This window comes from Streptomyces sp. NPDC088116, assembly GCF_044741745.1.
Classification (GTDB): domain Bacteria; phylum Actinomycetota; class Actinomycetes; order Streptomycetales; family Streptomycetaceae; genus Streptomyces.
The window spans coordinates 544,405-568,560 of sequence record NZ_JBIUTF010000003.1; the positions used below are offsets into that span (position 1 = coordinate 544,405).

Here is a 24,156-nt window from a genome sequence, read left to right on the forward strand (position 1 = left end):
CCTACCATCGGGACGGAAACACGATGCCATCCAGCGCGTCAGAGCCCCGCGACCCCGACGTCACGTCGGCGTCACCGTCGCATCGGCATACGTCCGGACCTCTGTTCGCGATAGGTCCGGTACGAGGCGTACGAGGCGTGCGAGGCCGTACGAGAGGCCCCAGAGGCACGGGCTCTCGACGCGACCCAAAAAAATCGCCCGGCCCGGGTTCCCCGGGCCGGGGAACCCGGGCCGGGCGGAGAGACGTTTCAGCCGTACTCGGCTCAGCTGCCGGCCGCGCGGATCTCGGCCTCGCGGGCCTCGGCCGCGGTCGGAGCCGTACCGCCGAGGTGCGCGGGCACCCACCAGGTGTCGTCCGCGTCCTTGGGACGTACGGGATAGGCGCGCTGCGCCGCCTCCAGCAACTCCTGCACCCGGTCGCGAACGCGCCTGGTGATCGCGCCCGCGTACTGGTCGGGGGACGCCTCGATCTGCTCACCGACCCGGATCGTGACCGGGATGTGGCTGCGCTTGAAGTTGCGCGGCCGGCCCTTGGTCCACACCCGCTGGGTGCCCCACAGCGCCACCGGGATCAGCGGCACGCCGGCCTCCTGAGCCATGCGCGCCGCGCCCGACTTGAAGCTCTTGAGCGTGAAGGACTGCGAGATGGTCGCCTCGGGGAAGACCCCGACGATCTCGCCGGAACGCAGCGAGTCCAGCGCGTGCGCGTAGGCCGTCTCACCCTGCTTGCGGTCCACCGGGATGTGCTTCATACCGCGCATGAGCGGCCCGGAGACCTTGTGGCGGAAAACCGACTCCTTCGCCATGAAGCGCACCAGACGCTTCTGGGGGAGGGCGGCGAGCCCGGTGAAGATGAAGTCCAGATAGCTGATGTGGTTGCTGACGAGCACGGCGCCGCCGATGCGCGGGATGTGCTCGGAACCCTGCGTGTCGATCTTCAGGTCCAGCGCCTTGAACATGGTGCGTGCGGCGCCGATGACCGGCCGATAGACGAGCTCTGCCATCAGGTGAGGACCCTTCTTGTTCCGGGGAGGGTTCTCCCGGCGGAAGTTACGCAGCCGTAGGTTTTCGGCATTGGGCCGATCGTGCCGTATACGAGGCTCCCTGGCCAGTCCTGGTCTGTTCGTAGGGCGAGATTCTTGTCACGTTGGGGGCGCGTATCGGACCGTGTTTGCTCACGTCAGAGCGGTGCGGCCCGGGTCGTCGCCGAGGGCGATCCGGGCCGCGCGGAATATTCTCCGGTTCCTTGAACGCTGCACAGCGCCGATGACGTGGGTCAGGTGACAGGAGGCCGGCAGTGGGCGAAGGGGACGGCGAGAGGCGGCTCGGGGCGGCCGATCTGGGGGCCGAACTGGGGGAGCGGGCGACGCTCGTCCAGTTCTCCAGTGCGTTCTGCCAGCCCTGCCGGGCCACCCGGCGCACGCTCGCCGAGGTGGCGGACATGGTCGACGGTGTCTGCCATGTGGAACTGGACGCCGAGGACCGGCTGGAACTCGTACGGGAACTGGGCATCCTCAAGACCCCGACGGTGCTCGTCCTGGACGCGGCGGGCCACGTCGTGCGCAGGGCCGCCGGGCAGCCCCGCAAGGCGGACGTGATCGCCGCTCTGGGCGAGGCGGTGTGAGGCCCGCGCCCCGGGTTTCGGAGCCCCAGGGTCTCGGCACCTCAGGATCACCGAGTCCCCGGTTCTCGCGGAGGCCCGGCGGAATGTGCGTGCGAGGTCCGCACTTGACCTCACCCGCCCTGCGTCGTCACGCTGGCCAGGTGCCCCAAGAACTCCTTCTCCACGGGCGGGCCCATGTGGACCTGGCCCGCAACGCGAGCGCGCGCTGTCCGGGTTTCTGAGCAGCCACGGACCCGTACGGACCTCTCGTAGAAGGATCACTCGATGACGGCCACTTCCGATATCGACACCTCCCGGCTCGACCTCGACACCTCCCGGCGCGGCGCCGGCCCCTCGCGTACCGGCGTTCCTCAGCCGTCCCCTTCCGACTCCGTTTCCTGCCCTTCCCACTCCGATCTGCTCCGTTCCGTGTTCCGGCGGCACGCGGCGGGCGTCGCGGTCGTCACGGCCCAGGGGGAGCGCCCGGTCGGCTTCACGGCCACCTCGCTCAACTCGGTGGCCGCCGAGCCGCCGTTGGTCTCCTTCGGAGTGGGCGTCTCGTCTTCCAGCTGGCCGGTTCTCGCCGAGGCCGAGCATGTCGGCGTGCACATACTGGGCGACCACCAGGAGGAGTTGGCCGCCACTTTCGCGCGCAGCGGGGCCGAGCGCTTCGCGCCGCCCACCTCGTGGCGCGCCGGGCCCCGGGGAGTGCCGGTGCTCGACGGTGTACTGGCCTGGCTGGTCTGCCGAGTTGTCGCCCGTGTACCGGCCGGGGACCACCGGCTGGTGATCGCCCAGGTGGTGGCCGGCGACCCGGCCGGAGCCGGCCGTCCGCTCCTCTACCACCAGGGGCGCTTCAACGCGCTGCGCGACTGAGAGTTCCCCGGGCGCCCCACCCTCGCGGGTTGGCAAGGTCACAGTTCAAAGCGCTTGCTCAGCGGGAACGGTCTGGGTGTACTGGCGAGTAATATTTACTCAGGTGCTCCGGTCTCCCCGATCGGAAACCACCCGATAAAGGCGCCTATGCTGCGTACAACGCGTGTATGCAACAAGGCAGCCCGGAAAAGACGATGCAGTAGGAGAGCCGGCGTGAGCTTGAGGATCGTTGTCTGTGTGAAGTACGTGCCCGACGCCACCGGCGACCGGCATTTCGCCGATGACCTGACCGTCGACCGCGACGATGTCGACGGCCTGTTGTCGGAGCTCGACGAATACGCGGTGGAGCAGGCGCTGCAGATCGCCGACGAGGCGGACGACGCGGAGATCACCGTGCTGACCGTCGGCCCCGAGGACGCCAAGGACGCGCTGCGCAAGGCGCTGTCCATGGGCGCCGACAAGGCCGTTCATGTCGAGGACGACGATCTGCACGGCACCGACGTCATGGGCACCTCGCTGGTGCTGGCCAAGGCGATCGAGAAGACCGGCTACGACCTGGTCATCGCCGGTATGGCCTCCACCGACGGCACGATGGGTGTGCTGCCCGCGATCCTCGCCGAGCGGCTCGGGGTCCCGCAGGTCACACTGCTCTCCGAGGTCTCGGTCGAGGACGGCACGGTGAAGGGCCGTCGCGACGGTGACACCGCGTCCGAGCAGCTGGAGGCGTCCCTGCCGGCCGTCGTCTCGGTGACGGACCAGTCGGGCGAGGCCCGTTACCCCTCCTTCAAGGGGATCATGGCCGCCAAGAAGAAGCCGGTCGAGTCGCTGGACCTGGAGGACCTGGAGATCGACGCCGACGAGGTCGGCCTCGAGGGCGCGTGGACCGCCGTCGACTCGGCGACGGAGCGCCCGGCCCGTACGGCGGGCACGATCGTCAAGGACGAGGGTGAGGGCGGCAAGCAGCTGGCCGGCTTCCTCGCGGAGCAGAAGTTCATCTGACGCGGCCCGGGGCCTGTTCGCCGGACAGGCCCGGACGAAGGCCCGGACGGCCGGAAGTTGATCCGGGCCCCCGGCTTCGCAGCACCCGCAACCGCCCCCCAGATCCTCGGATCCCTCGCACTCGCAGGAGAGCATTCCCATGGCTGAAGTCCTCGTCTATGTCGACCACGTGGACGGTTCCGTCCGCAAGCCCACCCTGGAACTGCTGACGCTGGCCCGCCGTATCGGCGAGCCCGTCGCCGTCGCGCTGGGTCCGGGCGCCGAGTCCACCGCGCCCGCGCTCGCCGAGCACGGCGCGGTGAAGGTCCTCACCGCCGACGCCGCCGAGTTCGCCGACTATCTCGTCGTACCGAAGGTGGACGCGCTCCAGGTCGCGTACGAATCCGTCTCGCCGGCCGCCGTCCTCGTCCCGTCCTCCGCCGAGGGCAAGGAGATCGCGGCCCGTCTCGCGGTCCGTATCGGATCCGGCATCATCACCGACGCCATCGACCTGGAGGCCGGTGACGAGGGCCCGGTCGCGACGCAGTCGGTGTTCGCCGCCGCGTTCACGACCAAGTCCCGTGTCTCCAAGGGCACTCCGGTCATCACCGTGAAGCCGAACTCGGCCCCGGTCGAGGCCGCACCGGCCGCCGGTACGGTCGAGGCGCTGTCCGTCTCGTTCTCCGAGCGGTCCACCGGCACGAAGGTCGTTTCGCGGACCCCGCGTGAGTCGACCGGGCGTCCGGAGCTGACCGAGGCCGCGATCGTGGTCTCCGGCGGCCGTGGTGTCAACGGTGCCGAGAACTTCGCGGTCATCGAGGCGCTGGCCGACTCGCTCGGCGCGGCCGTCGGTGCCTCGCGTGCCGCCGTCGACGCGGGGTGGTACCCGCACTCCAACCAGGTCGGCCAGACCGGCAAGTCGGTCTCCCCGCAGCTGTACATCGCCTCCGGTATCTCCGGTGCGATCCAGCACCGCGCCGGAATGCAGACGTCGAAGACGATCGTCGCCGTCAACAAGGACGCCGAGGCGCCGATCTTCGAACTGGCCGACTATGGCGTGGTCGGCGACCTCTTCGAGGTCGTCCCGCAGCTGACCGAAGAGGTCAAGAGCCGCAAGGGCTGAGCCGACGGCGGCCGTCGCCGCTGTCGCTGTGTACAGGTCCCGGGGCCGCGTGGTGATCTCCACCGCGCGGCCCCGGGCCGTTTCATGCTCTCCGGCTCTCCGGTCGGTCGCGTCCGTCAGGCCCGTCGGCGTCCTTCCGGTCCACCATTGACGCGGTGTGAATCTGCCGATTAACTTTCATCAACGGATTATTGATTCCGCAAAGCGGAAAACGAGAGCGAAAATGAGAAGGGTGTGGGCGTGGGAATGGGGCAGCAGGAGAAGGTGGCCACGAGTTTCACCGGCGCGGTCAACGAGGCCGTCGACGCCTCCCTCGCGGCGGTCGACGCGGAACTCGCCCGCCGCTACCCGGGCGACCCCGGAACCCGCCAGCCGGTCCACACCGTCTACGTACCCGCCGACGCCTTCGATGCCGGCACCATCCGCTCCTGGGGCGACCAGGCCCTCGCAGCCCTCGACGAACACGCCCCGGACGCCGCCTCCCTGGCCCGCGTCCTCGGCCTCCCCGACGAGCTGGCGGGACCCGTGCACGAGCGCGTACGGGACAAACTGAGCCGCGAGCCCGTCGAGGACCTGCGGATCGACTTCGAGGACGGCTACGGCCCACGCCCGGACGCCGAGGAGGACGAGGCCGCCGCCCGCGCCGCCCGCCTCGTCCACGAGGCGTACGGGAACGGCACGGCGGCCCCGTACACGGGCATCCGGATGAAGTGCCTGGAAGCAGCCGTACGGGACCGGGGCATCCGGACCCTCGACATCTTCCTCAGCGGGCTGATGGAGGCCGGCGGGCTCCCCGAGGGGCTCGTCCTGACCCTCCCCAAGGTCACCTACGCCGAGCAGGTCACCGCGATGGCGAGGCTGGCCGGGGAGTTCGAGAAGGCACGCGGTCTGGAACCGGGACGGATCGGCTTCGAGATCCAGATCGAGACCAGCCAGTCCATCCTCGCCGCCGACGGCACCGCCACCGTGGCCCGGATGATCGACGCGGCCGGAGGCCGGGCCACCGGGCTGCACTACGGCACGTTCGACTACAGCGCCTGCGTCGGCGTCAGCGCTGCCTACCAGGCCGGCGACCATCCTGCGGCCGACCACGCGAAGGCCGTCATGCAGGTCGCCGCCGCCGGCACCGGCGTACGGGTCAGCGACGGCTCCACCAATGTCCTCCCGGTCGGCCCGACCGCCCAGGTCCACGAGGCCTGGCGACTGCACTACCGCCTCACCCGGCGCGCCCTCGCCCGCGCCTACTACCAGGGCTGGGACATGCACCCGGGCCATCTGCCGACCCGCTACGCGGCCGTCTACGCCTTCTACCGGGAGGGCCTGGAGCCCGCCGCTGCCAGGCTGGCCGCCTACGTGGCCAAGGCGGGCGGAGACGTCATGGACGAGCCCGCCACCGCCAAGGCGCTCAGCGGATATCTGCTGCGCGGACTCGACTGCGGCGCGCTCGACAGCGACGAGGTCGCCCGGCTGACCGGTCTGACCCGCGGCGACCTGGAAGGCTTCGCGATGCCGCGCCGCGCGACGCTGACGGTGACCACCCCGTAAGTGCCGGACGGTGACCACCCCGTAAGTGCCGGGCTCCGCGCCGCTCCGGACACGAATTAGGCTGTGCCCGACCGGAGTCGGGGAGTCGTCGAGCACGGGAACGGGGCAGCGATGCCGACGGGGGAGCATGAGCGGGACGGGCACGGCGAGGGGCCGGGGAGGCTGCTGGCCGGGCGGTACCGGGTGGTGGCCCCGCTGGGCCGCGGTGGCATGGGCGTCGTCTGGCGCGCGGTCGACGAGGTCCTCGGCCGCGAGGTCGCCGTCAAGGAACTGCGGACCTACACCGACGCCGACCCGGCCGAACTGGCCGGCCTGCGGCTGCGGATGCAGCGTGAGGCACGGGCCGCCGCGCGCGTCAGGCACCCCGGGGTCGTGGCCGTGCACGACGTCGCGGACGAGGACGGCCGTCCCGTCATCGTCATGGAACTCGTCGACGGGCCCTCGCTCGACGACGTACTGCGCGAGCGCGGCACGCTCGACCCGCGCGAGGCCGCCGCCATCGGTGCCAAGGTGCTGGAGGCGCTGGGCGCCGCCCACCGCGCGGGCGTACTGCACCGCGACGTCAAGCCCGGCAATGTGCTGCTCGACCACGAAGGCCGGGTCGTGCTCACCGACTTCGGGATCGCCGCGATGGACGATCCGGGCGACGGCTCCAGCACGCATCTGACCCGCAGCGGTCAACTGGTCGGCTCGCTCGACTACTTGGCGCCCGAGCGCGCCCAGGGCCAGGAGCCGGGACCGGCGTCCGACGTGTGGGCGCTCGGCGCGACGCTCTACGCGGCAGTCGAGGGCGCCTCGCCCTTCCGCCGTACGTCGACCTGGTCGACGATCAGCGCGATCGTCACGGACCCGTTGCCGGAGCCGCGCCTGGCGGGGCCGCTCTCCCCGGTGCTCCAGCTGCTGCTGCACAAGGACCCGGGGCTGCGCCCCGACGCGCTCACGGCGGCCCGGCTGCTGACGGTGGTGGCCGACGGCGGTGCGGTCGACGCGGGCAGTGCGGAACGTACGGCCGGTGCCGGCGGCGACGCGGCCACGGTGGGCCTGACGCCCGTCGCGGCGCCGGAACCGGCGCCGCGGGTACCGACGGTGCTCGACGCGCAGCCGCACCGGCCGGAGGGCTTCGGGCCGCCGCCCGCCGCCGCGTCGTCCGGCGCACAGACGGTTCCGCCCGTCGCGCCGGACCCGGCCCCGGGTGCGGGCGTACGGCGCCGTGGCACGGGTCGTTCGAAGGTGCTGATCGCTGCCGGGGTCGTCGCGGTTCTGCTCGCCGGCGGAGGACTCACGTACGCCTTTGCCGGCCGGGACACGTCCGTCGCGGAACAGCGCGTCGAGGGCTCCGCCGGGTCGGGAAGCGCCTCGCCGGAGTCCGGACGCGGTCCCGACCCGGGCAGTGGCCTGTCCGGGAAGACGCACAGCCCGGACGCCGGGGCTGCCGGGCAGGAGGACAAGCGGTCCGCGACGCCCGACGCGCAGGCGCCCGCGGCGGGAAAGGGCGAGGACGACGCCGGTGAGGGAGGCTCCGACAGCGGCCCGGACAGTGGTGGATCGAGCGGTGGTGGCGACGCGTCGGGGGGATCGTCGGGCGGCGGGTCCACCGGCGGTACGGGCGGGTCCGGCGGATCCGGTGGCTCGGGCGGCGGCTCCGTTCCGGAGCCCGATCCCGTCTGCCAGTCCGTCGGCGGCGGCAAGTACAACTGCCAGGTCTACCGCAGCGCGACGTCCTACACCGACTCCGGCACCGAGGCCGGAGTCCTGAAGGCGGGCACCAACTACTTCTACTGCCAGCAGGATTTGGGCCGCCGTGAGACGTACGGCCGATGGACCAACACCTGGTGGGCCAGGACGGACGACGACAGCGGCAACACCGGAGTGTTCATCAGCGATGTCTACATCCAGGGCGGTGACAACGACCGGCCCCTGCCGGGGCTACCGGAGTGCTGACGGCGGGATCTCTCCCGAACCCCGGGCGATCAGCCGGGTGGGAAGCACCACCTGGGACGGGGCCTCGGCCGCGCCGTCGAGCCGCTGGAAGAGCCGCTCCGCCGCCGTACGCCCCAGCGTGGCCGCGTCCTGCGCGATGACCGTGACACCGGGATCCAGCAGGTCGGCGAGTTCGATGTCGTCGAAGCCGACGAAGGCCACCGCGCGGTGGTGCGCGGCCAGGACCCGTACGGCCGTCACCGTCACACGGTTGTTGCCCGCGAAGATCGCCGTGACCGGGTCGGGGCCGCCGAGCATGGCGAGGACGGCCTCGCGCACGCGCTCCGATGCCGTCGTACCCAGCGAGACCCATGCGTCGTGGATCGCCAGATCCGCGTCGGCCATCGCGGTGCGGTAGCCGCGCAGCCGCTCGCTCGCCGTGTGGATCCCGGGCTGGTCGCCGATGAAGCCGATCCTGCGATGACCGTGCGCGATCAGATGGGCGACTCCCGAACGGGCCCCGCCGAAGCTGTCGGAGAGCACCGCGTCCGCCTCGATCCGGCCGGCCGGCCGGTCGACGAAGACGGTCGCCACCCCGGCCTTGATCTCCGGTTCCAGGTAGCGGTGGTCGTGCCCGGCCGGGATCACGATCAGACCGTCCACCCGGCGCGCGCAGAGCGCCAGCACCAGCTCCTGCTCGCGGTCCGGGTCCTCGGCGCTCGAACCGTTGATGAGCAGCGCGCCGTGGGCGCGGGCCACCTCTTCCACGGCGCGGTTCAGCGGCCCGTAGAAGGGGTCCGCGAGATCTTCCAGGACCAGGCCGATGCTGGCGGTACGGCCCTTGCGCAGCACACGCGCCGAGTCGTTGCGGCGGAATCCCAGCGCGTCGATGGACTCCTGGACCCGGCGCTCGGTGTCAGGGGTGACGCCCGGCTCTCCGTTGACCACACGTGAGACCGTTTTGAGCCCCACACCGGCACGCGCGGCCACATCCTTCATCGTGGGCCGGTTGCCGTAGCGGGGCTCGGGGCGGTGGGCGGTGTCGGCCACAGTGCGCAGTCCTGTCGTCGGTGGGTCGTCATGGGTCCGCCGTCCAGCGCGGCGGCCATGGCGGTGTCCAAAGCGGTGCCGCCGAGCATAGGCCCTGGACAACGTTGTCACCTGAATGGAGACTGTTCGCCGGACCATCAGAGCCACAGTTCACCCATCGCTCGTACACCGGCTCCATCCCCTGTACACATGGGATATGCCAACCGCCTCCCCTGGAGATCCGACACTGATGCATACCGACTCCGTGGTCGCCCTCGACATCGGCGGCACCAAGATCGCCGGCGCGTTGGTCGACGGGGGCGGCAGAATCCTCGTACGTGCTCAGCGGCCGACGCCCGCGCAGGAGGACGGTGAGACGGTGATGCGTGCGGTGGAGGAGGTCCTCGCCGAGGTGTCCGCGTCCCCGCTCCGGGCGTCGGCCACGGCGGTGGGCGTCGCCAGCGCGGGTCCGGTAGATGCCCTGGCCGGTACGGTCAGCCCCGTGAATGTCCCGGGCTGGCGGGCCTTTCCGCTGGTGGAGCGGGTACGGCTGGCCACCGGGGGACTGCCGGTGACGCTGGTCGGGGACGGAGTCGCGATGACCGCCGCCGAACACTGGCAGGGCGCGGCCCGCGGCCATGACAACGCGTTGTGCATGGTGGTTTCCACGGGTGTCGGTGGCGGCCTCGTCCTGAACGGCACACTTCACCCGGGCCCCACCGGCAACGCCGGGCACATCGGCCATATCAGTGTGGACCTGGACGGCGATCTCTGTCCGTGCGGATCGCGCGGTTGTGTGGAACGTATCGCCAGCGGCCCCAACATCGCCCGCAGGGCGCTGGCGGGAGGCTGGAAGCCGGGCCCCGACGGTGACACCTCGGCGGCCGGAGTGGCCGCCGCGGCCCGAGCCGGTCATCCGGTCGCCATCGCCTCCTTCGACCGGGCCGCCCAGGCGCTGGCCGCCGGTATCGCCGCGACGGCGACCCTGGCCGAGATCGGCATCGCGGTCGTCGGAGGGGGAGTGGCCAACGCGGGCGAGGTCCTCTTCGCGCCGCTGCGCCGCTCGCTCCAGGACTACGCCACGCTCTCCTTCGTGCGACAGGTCAAGGTCGCGCCCGCGCTGACCGGTACGGACGCGGGCCTGGTGGGCGCGGCGGCGGCCGCGGCCCTCCACGGCCGGGAGGGGGCGACGACGAGGGCGGCGGCGGTCCGCGGCTGAGCCGATGGCGGGGCACCCGCACGCTGCCGCTGCCGCTGCCCGACTGTGCGCGCAGACGCAGACGCAGACGCAGACGCGGACGCGGACCGGGCGGACGCGGACCGGGCGGACGCGGACCGGGCGGACGCGGACCGGGCGGACGCGGTGCGTGCGGTCGGCCCTTCGCCGGCCTCAGGGCGACCTCGAACCGGCCACAGCTCGGCCACGGTCAGAAGTCCACAGAGGCGCTCTGATCCGAACAAGGGTTTCCGTGGCAGGGTGTTGCGGGCAGTCCACTGGGGGCTATGGAAGAGGGGGAACCGTGATCGTCTGGATCAACGGTGCGTTCGGAGCGGGCAAGACCAGCACCGCACGCGAACTGATCGACCTGATCCCGAACTGCACGCTCTACGATCCCGAGCTGATCGGCGGGGAACTGGAGCGGTTGCTGCCGCGCAAGCGGCTCGCCGAGGTCAGCGACTACCAGGACCTGCCGATCTGGCGGCGGTTGCTGGTCGATACCGCCGCCGCGCTGCTGGCGGAGGTGGGCGGGACGCTCGTCGTCCCCATGACGCTGCTGCGCCAGGAGTACCGGGACGAGATATTCGGCGGGCTCGCCGCACGCCGTATCCCGGTCAGGCATGTGCTGCTGGCAACGGACGAAACGATACTGCGCGAACGGATCGCGGCCCGTGAGGCGGCCGAGGACGACCTGGAGGCGAACGAGCGCAACCGGCAGTGGTGTTACGACCACATCGAGCCCTACCGCGCGGCCCTCGGCTGGCTCACCGGTGACGCCCATGTGATCGACAGCGACGGTCTCACGGCCAGGGAGACCGCCGTGTCCCTCGCGACGGCGGTACAGACGGGTGCGGCCGTTGTCTGCGAGATCGTGCAGACGCCCGAGCCGACCGCCGAGACCGTCGCTGCGGGGGTGCTGCTCTTCGACGAGCAGGACCGCGTCCTGCTCGTCGACCCCACGTACAAACCCGGCTGGGAGTTCCCGGGAGGTGTGGTGGAGGCGGGCGAGGCGCCCGCGCGGGCCGGGATACGTGAGGTCGCCGAGGAGATAGGGATAGAACTCACCGATGTGCCCCGGCTGTTGGTCGTGGACTGGGAGCCGCCCCGGCCGCCGGGATACGGCGGTCTGCGGCTCCTGTTCGACGGCGGTCTGCTGCCCGAGCGGCTGGCCGGGCGGCTGCTGCTGCCGGGGCCCGAGCTGCGCGGATGGCGCTTCGTCGCCGAGCAGGAGGCGGCGGGAATGCTGCCGCCCGCACGGTACGAGCGGCTGCGCTGGGCTCTGCGGGCGCGCGAGCGCGGCACGGTGCTGAACCTGGAGGACGGAGTTCCGGTCGGCTGATCCGCCCGGCAGGTGTGCGGCCGGGCCACCTGCCGAGTCGTCCGGCCGGGACAGCCCGGCCGGACCAGTGGGACCTCAGCCCCGCCGGAACATGGGTGCCTCAAATCTTCTGGGACCGCGCGTAGTTGGCCAGAAAAAGGGCTTCGGCCACCGAGAGGCGCTCCAACTCCTGCGGCGAGACACTCTCGTTCGCCGCGTGGATCCGCGCCTCCGGCTCGCTGAGCCCGATCAGCAGGATCTCCGCCTCCGGATACAGCGCGGCCAGAGTGTTGCACAGCGGGATGGAGCCGCCGTGTCCGGCGGTCTGCATGTCCTCGCCCGGGTACGCGATCCGCATCGCGTCGGCCATCGCCGTGTACGCGGGGCTGGAGGTGTCCGCGCGGAACGGCTGGCCCTGGCCCATCTGTTCGACCGTGACCCGGGCGTCCCACGGGGTGTGCTTCTCGATGTGCGTGGTCAGCAGCCGGGTCGCCTCCGTGGCGTCCTGGCCCGGCGGCACCCGCAGGCTGACCAGTGCCCGCGCGCCCGCCTGGATGGACGGGGTGGCGCCCACGACCGGCGGGGCGTCGATGCCCAGCACGGTGACGGAGGGGCGGGCCCAGATCCGGTCGGAGACCGAGCTGCCACCGGTCAGGCCGACGCCGTCGAGCACCTTGGCGTCCGCGCGGAAGTCGGCCTCCGCGTAGTCGAGTCCGTCCCACTCGGCGTCGGCGGCCAGGCCGTCCACCGTGGTGGAACCGTCCTCGGCGCGCAGCGAGTCGAGGACCTTGATGAGCGCGGCGAGCGCGTCGGGCGCCGCCCCGCCGAACTGCCCCGAGTGCAGATTGCCCTCAAGCGTGTCGATCCCCACGCGCAGCAGCGTCATCCCGCGCAGCGTGGCGGTGACCGTCGGCAGACCCACCCGGAAGTTCCCGGCGTCGCCGATGACGACGGCGTCGGCGGCCAGCAACTCCGGATGCGCTTCGGCGTACCGCTCCAGACCGCCGGTGCCCTGCTCCTCCGAGCCCTCGACGATGACCTTGACAGTCACCGGCACCCCGCCGTTCGCCTTGAGGGCGCGCAGGGCGAGGAGATGCATCAGGAAGCCGCCCTTGCAGTCGGCGGCCCCACGCCCGTACCAGCGGCCGTCGCGCTCGGTCAGTTCGAAGGGCGGCGTCAGCCAGGCGGACTCGTCCAGCGGCGGCTGCACGTCGTAATGGGCGTAGAGCAGCACCGTCGGCGCGCCCTCGGGGCCTGCCAGCAGGCCGTAGACGGACTGCGTACCGTCCGGGGTGTCGAGGACGGCCACGTCCTGGAATCCCTCCGTACACAACGCGTCGGCCACCCACGCGGCGGCGGCCTCGCACTCGCTCCTGGGGAACACCTCGGGATCCGCCACCGAACGGAAGGCCACCAGTTCCGCCAACTCCGCACGGGCGCGCGGCATCAGGGAAGCGACGGTCTCTGCGATCGGATTCGCGGTCATGGGCACGCTCCTCGTGGGTACGACGTTGTCTCGAGTGGGTGTACGTCGAAGGCGCTGTCGATCCTCCCACAGCGGGATCACCTGGCCCGCGCCGTAGGATGCGGATCGACAGCAGGGGCCACCGGTTGGATCAGGAGCAGAAGCACATCGTGAGCAGCGAGAACGCAGACGCCGGAAGCGTGAACGACGAGCCGGTGTGGGATGTGGTGGTGGTCGGCGCGGGACCGGCGGGAGCGTCGGCGGCCTATGCGGCGGCCGTCGCGGGCCGTCAGGTACTGCTGCTGGAGAAGGCCGAGTTGCCCCGCTACAAGACCTGCGGGGGCGGGATCATCGGCCCCTCGCGCGACTCGCTGCCCCCGGGCTTCGAGCTGCCGCTCAAGGAGCGGGTGCACGCGGTGACGTTCTCGCTGAACGGGAAGCTGTCCCGTACCCGCCGCTCCAAGCGCATGCTCTTCGGGCTCATCAACCGCCCGGAATTCGACGCGAGTCTGGTGGAGCACGCGCAGAAGGCGGGTGCGGTGCTCCGTACCGGCACGACCGTCTCACGTGTCGAACAGCACGGCCCGGCCGTGCCCGACCGCCGTACGGTCGCGGTCGTCCTCTCCGACGGCGAGACGTTGCTGGCGCGCGCCGTGGTCGGCGCGGACGGCAGTGCCAGCCGGATAGGCGCCCATGTCGGGGTGAAGATGGATCAGGTGGATCTGGGTCTCGAGGCCGAGATCCCCGTTCCGCCGACGGTCGCGGAGGACTGGGCGGGGCGGGTACTGCTGGACTGGGGCCCGCTGCCCGGGAGTTACGGCTGGGTGTTCCCCAAGGGCGACACGCTCACCGTCGGGGTGATCTCGGCGCGTGGCGAGGGCGGCGCGACCAAGCGCTATCTGGAGGACTTCATCGCCCGGCTGGGGCTCGCCGGGTTCGAGCCGTCGGTCTCGTCCGGGCATCTGACCCGGTGTCGTAGCGACGACTCGCCGCTGTCGCGCGGCCGGGTGCTGGTGTGCGGCGACGCGGCGGGCCTGCTGGAGCCCTGGACCAGGGAAGGGATCTCCTTCGCCCTGCGGTCCGGGCGGCTCGCGGGGGAGTGGGCCGTACGGATCTCGGAGTCGCACGACGCCGTGGACGCCCGGCGCCAGGCGCTGAACTACGCGTTCGCCATCAAGGCCGGTCTCGGTGTGGAGATGGGGGTCGGCCGGCGGCTGCTCACGGTCTTCGAGCGCCGTCCGGCGCTGATGCACGCGGCGGTCACGGGGCTGCGCCCCGCCTGGAACGCGTTCGCGGACATAGTGCGTGGGTCGACCTCGCTGGCCGCTCTCGTACGGACCCGCCCGATCGCGCGGCGCGCGCTGGACGTGCTGGACCGCAAGCAGGCCGCGGCAGCCGTCGACGAACGCGAGTCCGCCGCGGCCGAGGACGGTACACCGGAGGTGGGCACACCGCGGTGAGCGGCGCCGGAGCGAGCGACGTCACGCGACGGGCGGTGTCCGACGGACAGTGACCGAGGGGCACTGCCGTGACGGGGGAGTGCCGCTGCGGGGGAGGACGATGGTGGGTCCGGCACCGGCCCCAACTGGTCGTCCCGGCCTACGAGTCGGGGCCGGGCCGGTCCCGGCCCACCGGATCGGGCGGGCCGGGGCAGGACGCTGATCCGCGCACTCGCGCCGGGTGGTGAGGTGCCGCGCGGTCGAGGCGCGGCAGCACCGGCTACGACACGATGGCGGAGGTCTCGCGCCAGAGCCGGGCGAGTGCGGGGTCGCCGGTGAGGGTCACGGAGTCCAAGGGGAGCCGGTTCCACAGCGTCAGCTGGAGCAGCTCGGCGGTGCCGCTCAACTCGCAGTCGGCCGGGGCCTGTTCGCCGCCCTCGGTACGTTCGGTGTGTGGCGGTTGTCCGGAGATCCGTACCGTCCATACGGCGTCCGTGTCCGTGGCCCGTACGCGCAGCACACGCGGTACGTCGGACCGGACCTTGCTGCGGCCACCGGCGTGGAAGCCGGTCAGCAATTCGTCGATTCCGTCCACCGCGAATTCGGCGCCCATCGGAGCGGGAGACGCGCCGAGCGCGGCCTCCGCGTCGACGCGGTGGATCCCCGTCTCGTGCGCCTGCCGCCGGGCCCAGAAAGCCAGCGGAGTGGGGGCGGGCATAAAGGTCCAGCACACCAGATCGGCGGGCGCCGAACTCAGTGCGGCGACCAGAAGACCGTGTCCTTCGCGGAACCACTCGATCAGCTGGTCACCGTCGAGATCCGGCTCCGCGCCCGGTGCGTGGGGCGTCGTGTGTCCCTCCGCCACGAATTCCGTCGCCCAGCGGTGGACCCTGCCGGTGTGCAGCAGCAGGTCGTGGACCCGCCAGCCGGGGCAGGTGGGCACCTGCGCGTCCGTACCCGCCTCGGCGGCGGCGTCGGCCAGCAACCGACCGTCACGGGCAAGGTACTTGATGTGTTCGCCGGGTTCCATACCGGGCATTGTGCCAGGCGGGTGCGTCGCCGGTGAATGACGTCGCTCGGAGAAGCCGGGGCGCGAGGACCGCAGAGCCGGCGGGCTCGGGCGGTAAGTCAGGCCTGCCGGGGGTGTGAGGCCCGCGGCTGGTCGCGCAGCAGTCGTACGAAGGCTCCGAGCGCCGCCGACTGGATCACTACCGACAACACCAGCGCGAAGTAGAGGAAGGGCGCCGATCCGGCGACCGCGTCGCCGAGCAGCCCGCCGCCCAGGAAGAACGCGAAGATGCTCGGCGCGGCGAGGAAGAACAGCCACACTCCGGCGAACGAGGCGTCCTCGTGCTGGATGAAGAGCGTGTCGGCCGCGACGAACACGGTCGTCGCGGCGACCAGGCCCAGATAGACCTGAGAAGCGCGATTGCCGAAGGCCAGCCGAGTCAGGGCGTGTCCGGTCAGCCGTTGCGAGTTCATGCCGATCTCCCTTGAAGTGGTGGTGCTTCCAGGGTGGGGCGGCTCGAACGGATGTGCCTGAGTATGCCTACTCATTCGGCGGCTGGGCCGACGCGTTCCGCGCCACGTACGCGATCAGCGAGGCCGCCGCCGCCAGCAGGGCCACCGTGGTCAGGGCGAGGGGCAGCGAGAACCAGTCCGCGAGGAAACCGATCGCGGGCGGGCCCAGCAGCATGCCTCCGTATCCGAGTGTGGACGCGGCGGCGACCCCGCTGGGCCCCGCCAGCGCGCCCGCCCGGCCGATGGCCATGGGGAAGATGTTGGCGAGACCGGTCCCGGTCACGGCGAAGCCCACGAGGGCGAGCCAGACGGTCGGCGCGAGGGATCCGAGCAGCATGCCGAGCGCGGCCGTGATGCCGCCCGCGACCAGGGCGCGGGTCTGGCCGAGGCGTTCCTGGAGGAAGGTGCCGGAGAGACGGCCGGCCGTCATGGCGAGCGCGAAGACCGAGAAACCGGCCGCCGCCACTCCGGGGGAGGCGTCGAGATCCTGGGTGAGGTGGAGCGCGCTCCAGTCAGCCATGGCCCCCTCTCCGTACGCCGTGCACAGGGCGATCGCGCCGAAGAGGAGGACCAGGCCGCGCCGGCCGGGCCGCCGAGAGGCCGAGGCCGGCCCTGTAGGTGGCTCCGTGCCGCTCTCCGCAGCCCGTTCCGCTACGGGTACGGGGTGCCGCAGCAGCGCCGGCCCGGTCACGGCGGTCACCAGCAGGCCGACGCCGGCCAGGACGACCAGATGGACGGTGGGTGTGAGACCGCCGGCGACCAGCCCGCCGAGGCCCGCCCCGACCATGCCGCCGAGACTGAACGCCGCGTGGAAGCTGGAGATCACCGGACGCCGCAGCGCCGCGACGAGATCGACGGCCGCGCTGTTCATCGCCACGTTGAGCCCGCCGTACGCGGCCCCGAACACCAGCAGCACCAGTCCCAGGGCCAGGGCCGAATGGGCCTGGGGCGGGAGCACGAGACTCAGCGAGAGCAGGACCGCGCACAGCACCGTCACCGGATGGCCGCCGAACCGGCGGCAGAGCCGGCCGGTGAACACCATCGTCACCACGGCGCCCGCCGATACCCCGAGCAGGGCCAGACCGAGGTCGCTCGGTGAGGCACCGGTCTGTTCCTTGATCGCGGGGATACGGACCACCCAGCCGGCGAACAGGAACCCGTCGAGGGCGAAGAAGACGGTCAGCGCGATACGCGTGCGAGACAGGGAGGAGCGGGCGGCGGGGGCTGTGTCGCGGTTCCCCGAGGCGGCCGTCGTTGTTTTGTTCAGATGCGGCACAAAGTGAGAATAAGGTCCGGAACCCTTCCGTACAAGGCGTCCGCGCCCTTCCGGGGACGCCCGCGACCCCTGCGGATCATGGGAGACTCGCCTCCATGAACGGCAAGGGGATCACCACCCGGACGAGGCTGGAGAGGGGCCGGGGTGCGCTCGGCCCGGCACTGGAACTGGTTCACACGGGCCGTGCGCCCACCCGCGCCGTGCTCACGGCGGAGCTGGGTGTCACCCGCGCCACGGCCGGTGCCGTCGCGGCGGAGCTGGAGGCCCTCGGGCTGATCCGGGTCGACTCCCGGCCCGGTGCGCCGGCCGGATCCCAGGGCCGCCCCTCGCACCGGCTGTCCGTCGACGCCCAGGGCCCCGTCGCGCTCGCCGCCCAGGTCCACGCGGACGGCTTCCGGGCCGCGCTGGTCGGGCTCGGCGGCCGGATCGTGGCGACCACGCCCGCTCGCAGTACGGTCACGGCCGACCCGGCCCAGGTGCTCGGCGAGGTCGTCGAGGCGGGAGCCGCGATGCTGCGCGTCAGCGGCCGGCGCTGCGTGGGCGCGGGCCTCGCCGTGCCCTCGGCGGTCGCCGAGCCGGACGGCACCGCCCTCAACCCGCTCCATATCGCCTGGCCCGTCGGCGCCCCGGTGCGGGAGATCTTCGTCGAGCGGGTGCGCGCGGCCGGCATCGAGGGCCCCGCGTTCACCGGGAACGACGTCAACCTCGCCGCCCTCGCCGAGCACCGCCACGGCGCCGGCCGCGGTGCCCAGCATCTGCTCTGTGTCGCCACCGGCCATCGTGGCGTGGGTGGCGCGCTCGTCCTCGACGGCCGCCTGCACACCGGCAGTTCGGGCCTCGCCCTGGAAGTCGGCCATCTCACGGTCAACCCCGAGGGGCGGCCCTGTTACTGCGGCAGCAAGGGCTGCCTCGATGTCGAGGCCGACCCGCTCGCTTTCCTCACCGCCGCGGGCCGGGCCCCGGGCCCGGAGGTCTCCCTGCTCCAGCAGGCGCGTGATCTGCTCCGTACCGAGCGCGCCGACGCGGCCGTACGGGGAGCCACCGAGCAGCTGATCGACCGGCTGGGGCTGGGGCTCGCGGGGCTGGTCAACATCCTCAACCCCGACCGGATCATCCTCGGCGGACTCCACCAGGAACTGCTCGACGCCGACCCGGAGCGGCTGCGCGCCGTCGTGGCCGATCGCAGTCTGTGGGGCCGCAGCGGCGGCGTACCGATTCTGCCCTGCACGCTCGACCACAACAGTCTGGTGGGCGCGGCCGAGGTGGCGTGGCAGCCGGTACTGGACGACCCGCTCGGCGCGCTCACCAACTGACCCCGCTCACCCGCTCGATGGGCTCGACGACCACTCAGGCCAGCTGGGGCATGACCTTCGTCGCGATGAGTTCCAGGTGGTCCAGGTCGCTCAGGTCGAGCATCTGGAGATAGGTACGGCTCGCGCCCACGGCCCGGTACTGCGAGAGCCGTTCGACGACCTCGTCCGGGGAGCCCGCCAGACCGTTCGCCTTGAGCTCGTCGACATCACGGCCGATGGCGTCCGCCCGCCGCTTCACCTCGGCGTCGCTGCCGCCCACGCAGGCGACGAGCGCGGTGGAGTAGACGAGGTCGCCGGGCTTCCTGCCATGGGCCTCCGCGGCGGCCTGTACCCGCTTGAACTGCTGCTCGGAGGTGTCCACGGACGCGAACGGGATATTGAACTCGGTCGCGTACCGGCCGGCGAGCGCCGGAGTCCGCTTGGCGCCGTGTCCCCCGATGAGGAGCGGGACGGGCCGCTGGGCGGGCTTCGGAAGGGCCGGGGAATTCTTGAGAGTGTAGAACTCGCCGTCGAAGTCGAACGTGTCGCCGACCGGTGTGCTCCACAGCCCCGTGACGATCGCGAGTTGCTCTTCGAGCCTGCCGAACTTCTCCCTCGGGAACGGGATGCCGTACGCCTCGTGCTCCTGCGCGTACCACCCCGACCCGAGACCGAGTTCGACGCGCCCGCCGGACATCTGGTCGACCTGTGCCACCTGAATGGCCAGAACTCCGGGCAGCCGGAACGTACCGGCCGTCATCAGCGTGCCCAGCCGGATGGTCCTGGTCTCCCTGGCCAGCCCGGCAAGAGTGATCCACGCGTCGGTGGGACCCGGCAGCCCGTCGGTGGATCCCATGTGCAGGTAGTGATCGGAGCGGAAGAACGCCCCGTAGTTCAGTTCTTCGGCGGTACGCGCGACGCGGAGCAGCGTCTCGTAGGTGGCGCCCTGCTGTGGTTCGGTGAAGATTCGAAGGTCCATGCGTCCATCTTGCTCGGCCGGTAGATCACCTTTGACCTGGGCCTTGGTGTGTCTCGCGGGCCCCGGCGAGACCGCCGGTAGCCGGGTGAGGCGCGGGCGGGGCGGGGCGGGGTGCCGGGTCCGGCGAAGACCGGCCGGACAGGGCCTAGGCCGTTCGGGTGACTCCCGGATCCCTGGGAGATCCGGCACGGTGGCCGAGAGCGCGGGGCGCGCCCCGGTCAGCCGAACACGGCCGATCGGGCGGCCGTACGTCCGTGTTCCCCGGTCCCGGGGCCGAGCGCCGCCGCCCCCAGGAAGGGGCCGTCGGTCGTTGCCCCGTACACCGGACGCAGCGCGAGGGTCAGCGCCGCCGGCGACGCGGGGAGCGTGAACCATATGCTCTTTCCGGTGTCGCCCTGGGGGCGTATGCCCCAGCTCTCGCTCATCGCCGCTATCAGCGCGAGACCGCGCCCGCAGGTGTCGAAGGGCAGGGCGTGGTTGACCGCCGGTAGCCGGGGATCGTGGTCACTGACCGAGACCGTGACCCGTTCGGGCCGCAATTCGACGTCGACGGTGCACATCTTGTCCGGCTGTGCGTGCCGGTGGACGTTGGTGAGCAGCTCGGTGACGCCGAGTGCCGCTGGGTCTATCAGAGGATCGAGGTGCCAGTAGCGCAGTTGCGCGGAAATGATTCTGCGGACCTGTCCGATCCGCGACGGCAGGGCTTTGAGCTCCACCGTGCAATGCCTGCTGGGCTGGCTGATCACGGCTGCGACTCCCCGAATTGAGGTCCGGAAGAAGACGAAGGATCGGATCCAGCAACGGGCTTGCTGCTGTTCCGGCCCGGCGGGGGCTGGGTCACAGCGTCACCGCCGGTTCACCCTGAGTGATGTAAAAACCAGAGTGAACCAGGGGACTGGGGTTCGCAACTCGCGCCGGGGCGGCGGGGGGTCGGAGCGGCGGCGGTACGGGACGGCCTGGCACGGAGTCTGTCGCGAGCGTGCCCCGAGGTCTGCGGCGACGGCTCTGCGCGGCATGCGGCGGGCGGTAGGGGCGCTCGTCGCACTGGCGTGATCATCGAGAACCACCGGTACGCGGACGATCCTCCGCCTTGCGAGGCACGGCACCGGACGTCCCGGGCCCGGCGAAGGCCGGCCGGGCAGGGCCTAGGGCCTCTCGTTTGGATCTTGCCGGGCTCGCGTGCCCTGGCACCGCGCCTCGCCGCGTTGTCGTCACTCCACGACGCTCCACGACGCTCCACGACGCTCCACGACGCTCCACGACGCTCCACGACGCTCCACGACGCTCCACGACGCTCCACGACGCTCCACGACGCTCCGCGTCGCCTCACTCCTCCGCCTTGCGATCCACGGCACCAGACCCCGCTCCCTGATCCGGCCTGATCCAAACGAAAGACCCTAGGCGCGCCTCGCCCGGCTGACGGTCTCCATGAAGCGCCCGACCAGGGCCGTCGCGTCGGGAAGCCGGCCGCGCTGCCCCATGGTCAGCCGGTAGCGCGTTCCGTTGACGGTGGCGACCGTGCTGCCGCGGCCCGCGAACCAGGGCCTCGCGGCCCGTACAGCCCGTAGCGGCGCGCTGTCGATCACCCGGCCGTAGCTGGTCAGCAAGGCCAGCCTGCCGTCCTGGATCAGCACCTGGCCCGCGCTGGTGAGAGAGCGGGGCCACCGGTCTATCCGTACCCCGCGCGCGCTGAACTCCGGCTCTGACATGGCTAATTTGCCCCCTCCGCGCCGTTCCCCTGAAAGAAGTGTGCACAAGTATGCGGCCGCGCACCAGTGCGCCGTTCCGGCAGGGCCCAGAAGGCATCGCTATGGAGACCCAAAGTCAACGTTTGTGCAGGTCGTGGGGATACCGTGGAGATAGGGGACCGGTGTTGACGAGGCGAGGAACGGCGCGCATGACGCAACGAGACAGAACTGGCGAGACCGCAGCGCTTTCCGGCGCCGGGGCGCGGCCGACGGGCAACGCCGAGACGCGGGACACCGTCGACGTGGACCGCAGCGATCCCGGGTATCGCGCATGGCTCAAAGAAGCCGTTCGGAAAGTCCAGGCCGACGCCAACCGTTCCGCGGACACCCATCTGCTGCTCTTCCCGCTGCCCGAACAGTGGGGCATCGACCTGTATCTGAAGGACGAGTCGACTCATCCGACCGGCAGCCTCAAGCACCGGCTCGCCCGCTCGCTCTTCCTCTACGGCCTGTGCAACGGCTGGATCCGCCCCGGCAAACCGGTGATCGAGGCGTCCAGCGGATCAACTGCCGTCTCGGAGGCGTACTTCGCGAAGCTGATCGGCGTTCCGTTCATCGCGGTCATGCCGCGCACCACCAGCGCCGAGAAGTGCCGGCTGATCGAATTCCACGGCGGACAGTGCCACTTCGTGGACGACTCGCGGAAGCTGTACGAGGAGTCGGCGGGGCTGGCCGCCAGGACCGGCGGCCACTACATGGACCAGTTCACCTACGCCGAGCGTGCGACGGACTGGCGGGGCAACAACAACATCGCCGAATCCATCTACCAGCAACTGCGGTTGGAGCGCTATCCGGAGCCCGCGTGGATCGTCGCCACGGCGGGTACGGGCGGCACCTCGGCGACCATCGCGCGCTATGTCCACTACATGCAGTACGACACCCGGATCTGCGTCCCCGACCCGGAGAACTCCTGTTTCTTCGACGGCTGGACCCGGCACGACCCGCTGGCGCGCAGCGAGCGAGGCTCCCGTATCGAGGGCATCGGACGGCCGCGGATGGAGCCGAGCTTCGTGCCCGGTGCCATCGACCGGATGATGAAGGTGCCCGACGCGGCGAGTGTCGCCACCGTACGCGCCCTGGAGCGGGCCACCGGGCGCAAGGCGGGCGGTTCCACCGGTACCGGGCTGTGGAGCGCGCTGAAGATCGTGGCCGAGATGGTCGCTCAGGGCCGGACCGGAAGCGTGGTCACACTGCTCTGTGACCACGGTGACCGCTATCTCGACAAGTACTACTCGGACGCCTGGCTGGCCCAACAGGGCCTGGATATCGTCCCGTACACCATCACGCTCGACCACTTCCTGGCGCAGGGCGTCTGGCCGGAGTGACCAGCACCGGCGGCACCGGTGGTGCCAGGTCCTGTCCGGTCGGTCCTGTCGGATCGGCCCCGGACGCCCCGGGCCCGGCGAAGACCGACCGGACGGGGCCTAGAAGCGCAGCAGACGGTCCACGGCGCGGCCGAAGACCACCCGGCCGGCGCGCGCGGTCAGCGGGTCGCACAGGCGCGGCAGCGGGCCCGCCCGCAGGTCCTCCTCCCAGCGCACCCGGGTGACGCCGGGCGGCCCCTCCGCGCGCTGTACGTGGATCTCGGCCCAGCCCAGGACGGTCCGGCCGCGTTTCTCCAGACGGCAGTGGCCGGGGCTGCCCGCCGTCGGCGGCTGCCAGTGGACGACCTCCATCGGGTCGTCGAACCCGGCCGGTCCGAGCGCGGTGCGGGCGACGAAGACCGTCCCGACACGGGTGGGCCCCGGTGTCAGAACGGAGATCTTCGTCAGCGGCACCCCGTCCGAGTGCGCCGGCCAGTCGGTGAGCCGCCGCCAGGCCTCGTCGGCGGACAGCGGTGTCGTGCGGTCGATACGGAAGACGGTCATCCGTCGATCGTAGGGAGGGAGAACCGGGACGGCTCTTACGGAGCCGGTGGGTCCAGCGGATCCCGCCCGGCCCGCGCGACCGGCGGCAGGGACTCGTCCCGCGACCCGCCCGCCACCACCAGTCCCGGCAGATGCTCGGCGATCTCCGCACGGTCCCCGGCCGACAGCCCCGAGTCCGTCACCAGGGTGTCGACCTGGTCCAGTGTCGCGAACGAACTCAGCCCCACCGTGCCCCACTTGGTGTGGTCGGCGACGACCACCAGCCGCCGCGCGGACTGCACGAACCGCCGGTTGGTCTCCGCCTCCGCGAGGTTCGGCGTGGACAGACCGGCCTCGACCGAGATGCCGTGCACCCCGAGGAAGACCATGTCGAAGTGGAGCGAGCCGATCGCCTGGTCGGCCACCGGACCGACCAGCGAGTCCGACGGCGTACGCACCCCTCCGGTCAGCACCACCATGGCCGCGCCGGAACGCCGGCCGCCCACGCCCCCGGCCTGCTGCGCCATGTGGAACACATCGGCGATCCGCATGGAGTTGGTCACCACGGTCAGATCCGGTACGTCCAGCAGATGGTGTGCCAGGGCGAAGGTCGTCGTCCCGCCGGACAGCGCGATGGCACTGCCGGGCACGGCCATGGCCGCCGCCGCCCGCGCGATGTCCTCCTTGGCGCTCAGCTCCAGCGCCGACTTCGCCTCGAATCCCGGTTCGTGCGTGCTCGCGTCCACCAACGGCACCGCGCCGCCGTGCACCTTCTCGATGACGCCCTGGCGGGCCAGCGCGTCCAGGTCTCTGCGCACGGTCATGTCGGAGACATTGAGCTTGCGCGTCAGTTCGTTGACCCGGACCCCGCCGCGTCGGCGTACCTCGTCGAGGATCAGGGAACGGCGCTGCTCCGCAAGGAGATTCTGGTTGTCGCTCACCACCGGGCCGGTCCTTCCGTATTGTCATGCACCCGTC

General features: G+C 71.4%; 22 protein-coding genes. 11 read left to right on the forward strand and 11 right to left on the reverse strand.

What is annotated here, in order from left to right:
- Positions 1 to 263 precede the first annotated feature (263 nt).
- Complete coding sequence (locus ACIOJD_RS14775; protein ID WP_401912772.1) at positions 264 to 1,004, reverse strand: lysophospholipid acyltransferase family protein; 741 nt, start codon at positions 1,002 to 1,004, stop codon at positions 264 to 266.
- A gap of 293 nt (positions 1,005 to 1,297) precedes the next feature.
- Here ACIOJD_RS14775 and ACIOJD_RS14780 point away from each other — a divergent pair, with 293 nt between their 5' ends.
- From ACIOJD_RS14780 to ACIOJD_RS14805, 6 genes are all read left to right on the forward strand, one after another.
- The gene (locus ACIOJD_RS14780; RefSeq protein WP_401912775.1) at positions 1,298 to 1,624 is read left to right on the forward strand and encodes a TlpA family protein disulfide reductase; all 327 of its coding nucleotides are present in this window, start codon (positions 1,298 to 1,300) and stop codon (positions 1,622 to 1,624) included.
- Between the two features lie 264 nt (positions 1,625 to 1,888).
- Entirely contained in the window at positions 1,889 to 2,479 is a 591-nt protein-coding gene (locus ACIOJD_RS14785; RefSeq protein ID WP_401912777.1) for a flavin reductase family protein, read from the forward strand.
- Positions 2,480 to 2,692: 213 nt separating this feature from the next.
- Positions 2,693 to 3,478, forward strand: coding sequence for an electron transfer flavoprotein subunit beta/FixA family protein (locus tag ACIOJD_RS14790; protein ID WP_401886726.1), 786 nt, complete (start codon positions 2,693 to 2,695; stop codon positions 3,476 to 3,478).
- Between the two features lie 139 nt (positions 3,479 to 3,617).
- Positions 3,618 to 4,580 carry an electron transfer flavoprotein subunit alpha/FixB family protein gene (locus tag ACIOJD_RS14795; protein WP_401912779.1) on the forward strand — a complete coding sequence of 321 codons (963 nt, stop codon included), beginning with the start codon at positions 3,618 to 3,620 and terminating at the stop codon, positions 4,578 to 4,580.
- Positions 4,581 to 4,826: 246 nt separating this feature from the next.
- Positions 4,827 to 6,125, forward strand: a complete 1,299-nt coding sequence (locus ACIOJD_RS14800) for a DUF6986 family protein (RefSeq protein ID WP_401913889.1) — start codon at positions 4,827 to 4,829, stop codon at positions 6,123 to 6,125.
- Positions 6,126 to 6,236: 111 nt separating this feature from the next.
- On the forward strand, positions 6,237 to 8,066 hold the full coding sequence (locus tag ACIOJD_RS14805; RefSeq protein WP_401912781.1) for a protein kinase: 1,830 nt from the start codon (positions 6,237 to 6,239) through the stop codon (positions 8,064 to 8,066).
- On the opposite strand, the gene ACIOJD_RS14810 is transcribed toward ACIOJD_RS14805, so the two are convergent.
- Positions 8,052 to 9,095 carry a LacI family DNA-binding transcriptional regulator gene (locus tag ACIOJD_RS14810; RefSeq protein ID WP_401912783.1) on the reverse strand — a complete coding sequence of 348 codons (1,044 nt, stop codon included), beginning with the start codon at positions 9,093 to 9,095 and terminating at the stop codon, positions 8,052 to 8,054. The genes ACIOJD_RS14805 and ACIOJD_RS14810 overlap by 15 nt on opposite strands.
- 229 nt (positions 9,096 to 9,324) lie before the next feature.
- Here ACIOJD_RS14810 and ACIOJD_RS14815 point away from each other — a divergent pair, with 229 nt between their 5' ends.
- Both ACIOJD_RS14815 and ACIOJD_RS14820 read left to right on the forward strand, forming a co-directional pair.
- On the forward strand, positions 9,325 to 10,293 hold the full coding sequence (locus tag ACIOJD_RS14815) for an ROK family protein (protein ID WP_401912785.1): 969 nt from the start codon (positions 9,325 to 9,327) through the stop codon (positions 10,291 to 10,293).
- A gap of 301 nt (positions 10,294 to 10,594) precedes the next feature.
- On the forward strand, positions 10,595 to 11,632 hold the full coding sequence (locus ACIOJD_RS14820) for an NUDIX domain-containing protein (protein ID WP_401912787.1): 1,038 nt from the start codon (positions 10,595 to 10,597) through the stop codon (positions 11,630 to 11,632).
- A gap of 100 nt (positions 11,633 to 11,732) precedes the next feature.
- On the opposite strand, the gene ACIOJD_RS14825 is transcribed toward ACIOJD_RS14820, so the two are convergent.
- On the reverse strand, positions 11,733 to 13,097 hold the full coding sequence (locus ACIOJD_RS14825) for a dipeptidase (RefSeq protein ID WP_401912789.1): 1,365 nt from the start codon (positions 13,095 to 13,097) through the stop codon (positions 11,733 to 11,735).
- 149 nt (positions 13,098 to 13,246) lie between these two features.
- Here ACIOJD_RS14825 and ACIOJD_RS14830 point away from each other — a divergent pair, with 149 nt between their 5' ends.
- Positions 13,247 to 14,536, forward strand: a complete 1,290-nt coding sequence (locus ACIOJD_RS14830) for a geranylgeranyl reductase family protein (RefSeq protein ID WP_401912792.1) — start codon at positions 13,247 to 13,249, stop codon at positions 14,534 to 14,536.
- A 259-nt stretch (positions 14,537 to 14,795) separates the two neighbouring features.
- Here the strand turns inward: ACIOJD_RS14830 and ACIOJD_RS14835 are convergent, their stop codons facing one another.
- From ACIOJD_RS14835 to ACIOJD_RS14845, 3 genes are all read right to left on the reverse strand, one after another.
- Positions 14,796 to 15,545 (reverse strand): maleylpyruvate isomerase family mycothiol-dependent enzyme, encoded by a 750-nt coding sequence (locus ACIOJD_RS14835; RefSeq protein WP_401912795.1) that lies wholly within the window; start codon positions 15,543 to 15,545, stop codon positions 14,796 to 14,798.
- Between the two features lie 98 nt (positions 15,546 to 15,643).
- Positions 15,644 to 15,997 (reverse strand): SCO4225 family membrane protein, encoded by a 354-nt coding sequence (locus ACIOJD_RS14840; protein ID WP_401912798.1) that lies wholly within the window; start codon positions 15,995 to 15,997, stop codon positions 15,644 to 15,646.
- Positions 15,998 to 16,064: 67 nt separating this feature from the next.
- Complete coding sequence (locus ACIOJD_RS14845) at positions 16,065 to 17,312, reverse strand: MFS transporter (protein WP_401912800.1); 1,248 nt, start codon at positions 17,310 to 17,312, stop codon at positions 16,065 to 16,067.
- A gap of 95 nt (positions 17,313 to 17,407) precedes the next feature.
- Here ACIOJD_RS14845 and ACIOJD_RS14850 point away from each other — a divergent pair, with 95 nt between their 5' ends.
- On the forward strand, positions 17,408 to 18,625 hold the full coding sequence (locus tag ACIOJD_RS14850; RefSeq protein WP_401912802.1) for an ROK family protein: 1,218 nt from the start codon (positions 17,408 to 17,410) through the stop codon (positions 18,623 to 18,625).
- Between the two features lie 34 nt (positions 18,626 to 18,659).
- On the opposite strand, the gene ACIOJD_RS14855 is transcribed toward ACIOJD_RS14850, so the two are convergent.
- The 3 genes from ACIOJD_RS14855 to ACIOJD_RS14865 form a co-directional block, all read right to left on the reverse strand.
- The gene (locus tag ACIOJD_RS14855) at positions 18,660 to 19,583 is read right to left on the reverse strand and encodes an LLM class F420-dependent oxidoreductase (protein WP_401912805.1); all 924 of its coding nucleotides are present in this window, start codon (positions 19,581 to 19,583) and stop codon (positions 18,660 to 18,662) included.
- Between the two features lie 218 nt (positions 19,584 to 19,801).
- Entirely contained in the window at positions 19,802 to 20,329 is a 528-nt protein-coding gene (locus ACIOJD_RS14860) for an ATP-binding protein (protein ID WP_401912806.1), read from the reverse strand.
- A gap of 651 nt (positions 20,330 to 20,980) precedes the next feature.
- Positions 20,981 to 21,292 carry a hypothetical protein gene (locus ACIOJD_RS14865; RefSeq protein WP_401912809.1) on the reverse strand — a complete coding sequence of 104 codons (312 nt, stop codon included), beginning with the start codon at positions 21,290 to 21,292 and terminating at the stop codon, positions 20,981 to 20,983.
- 188 nt (positions 21,293 to 21,480) lie between these two features.
- On the opposite strand from ACIOJD_RS14865, the gene ACIOJD_RS14870 reads away from it, so the two are divergent.
- The gene (locus ACIOJD_RS14870; protein ID WP_401912811.1) at positions 21,481 to 22,656 is read left to right on the forward strand and encodes a PLP-dependent cysteine synthase family protein; all 1,176 of its coding nucleotides are present in this window, start codon (positions 21,481 to 21,483) and stop codon (positions 22,654 to 22,656) included.
- A gap of 99 nt (positions 22,657 to 22,755) precedes the next feature.
- Here the strand turns inward: ACIOJD_RS14870 and ACIOJD_RS14875 are convergent, their stop codons facing one another.
- Both ACIOJD_RS14875 and ACIOJD_RS14880 read right to left on the reverse strand, forming a co-directional pair.
- Positions 22,756 to 23,199 (reverse strand): SRPBCC family protein, encoded by a 444-nt coding sequence (locus ACIOJD_RS14875; RefSeq protein ID WP_401912813.1) that lies wholly within the window; start codon positions 23,197 to 23,199, stop codon positions 22,756 to 22,758.
- A gap of 35 nt (positions 23,200 to 23,234) precedes the next feature.
- Positions 23,235 to 24,119, reverse strand: a complete 885-nt coding sequence (locus ACIOJD_RS14880) for a DeoR/GlpR family DNA-binding transcription regulator (protein WP_401912814.1) — start codon at positions 24,117 to 24,119, stop codon at positions 23,235 to 23,237.
- Between the last annotated feature and the right edge of the window lie 37 nt (positions 24,120 to 24,156).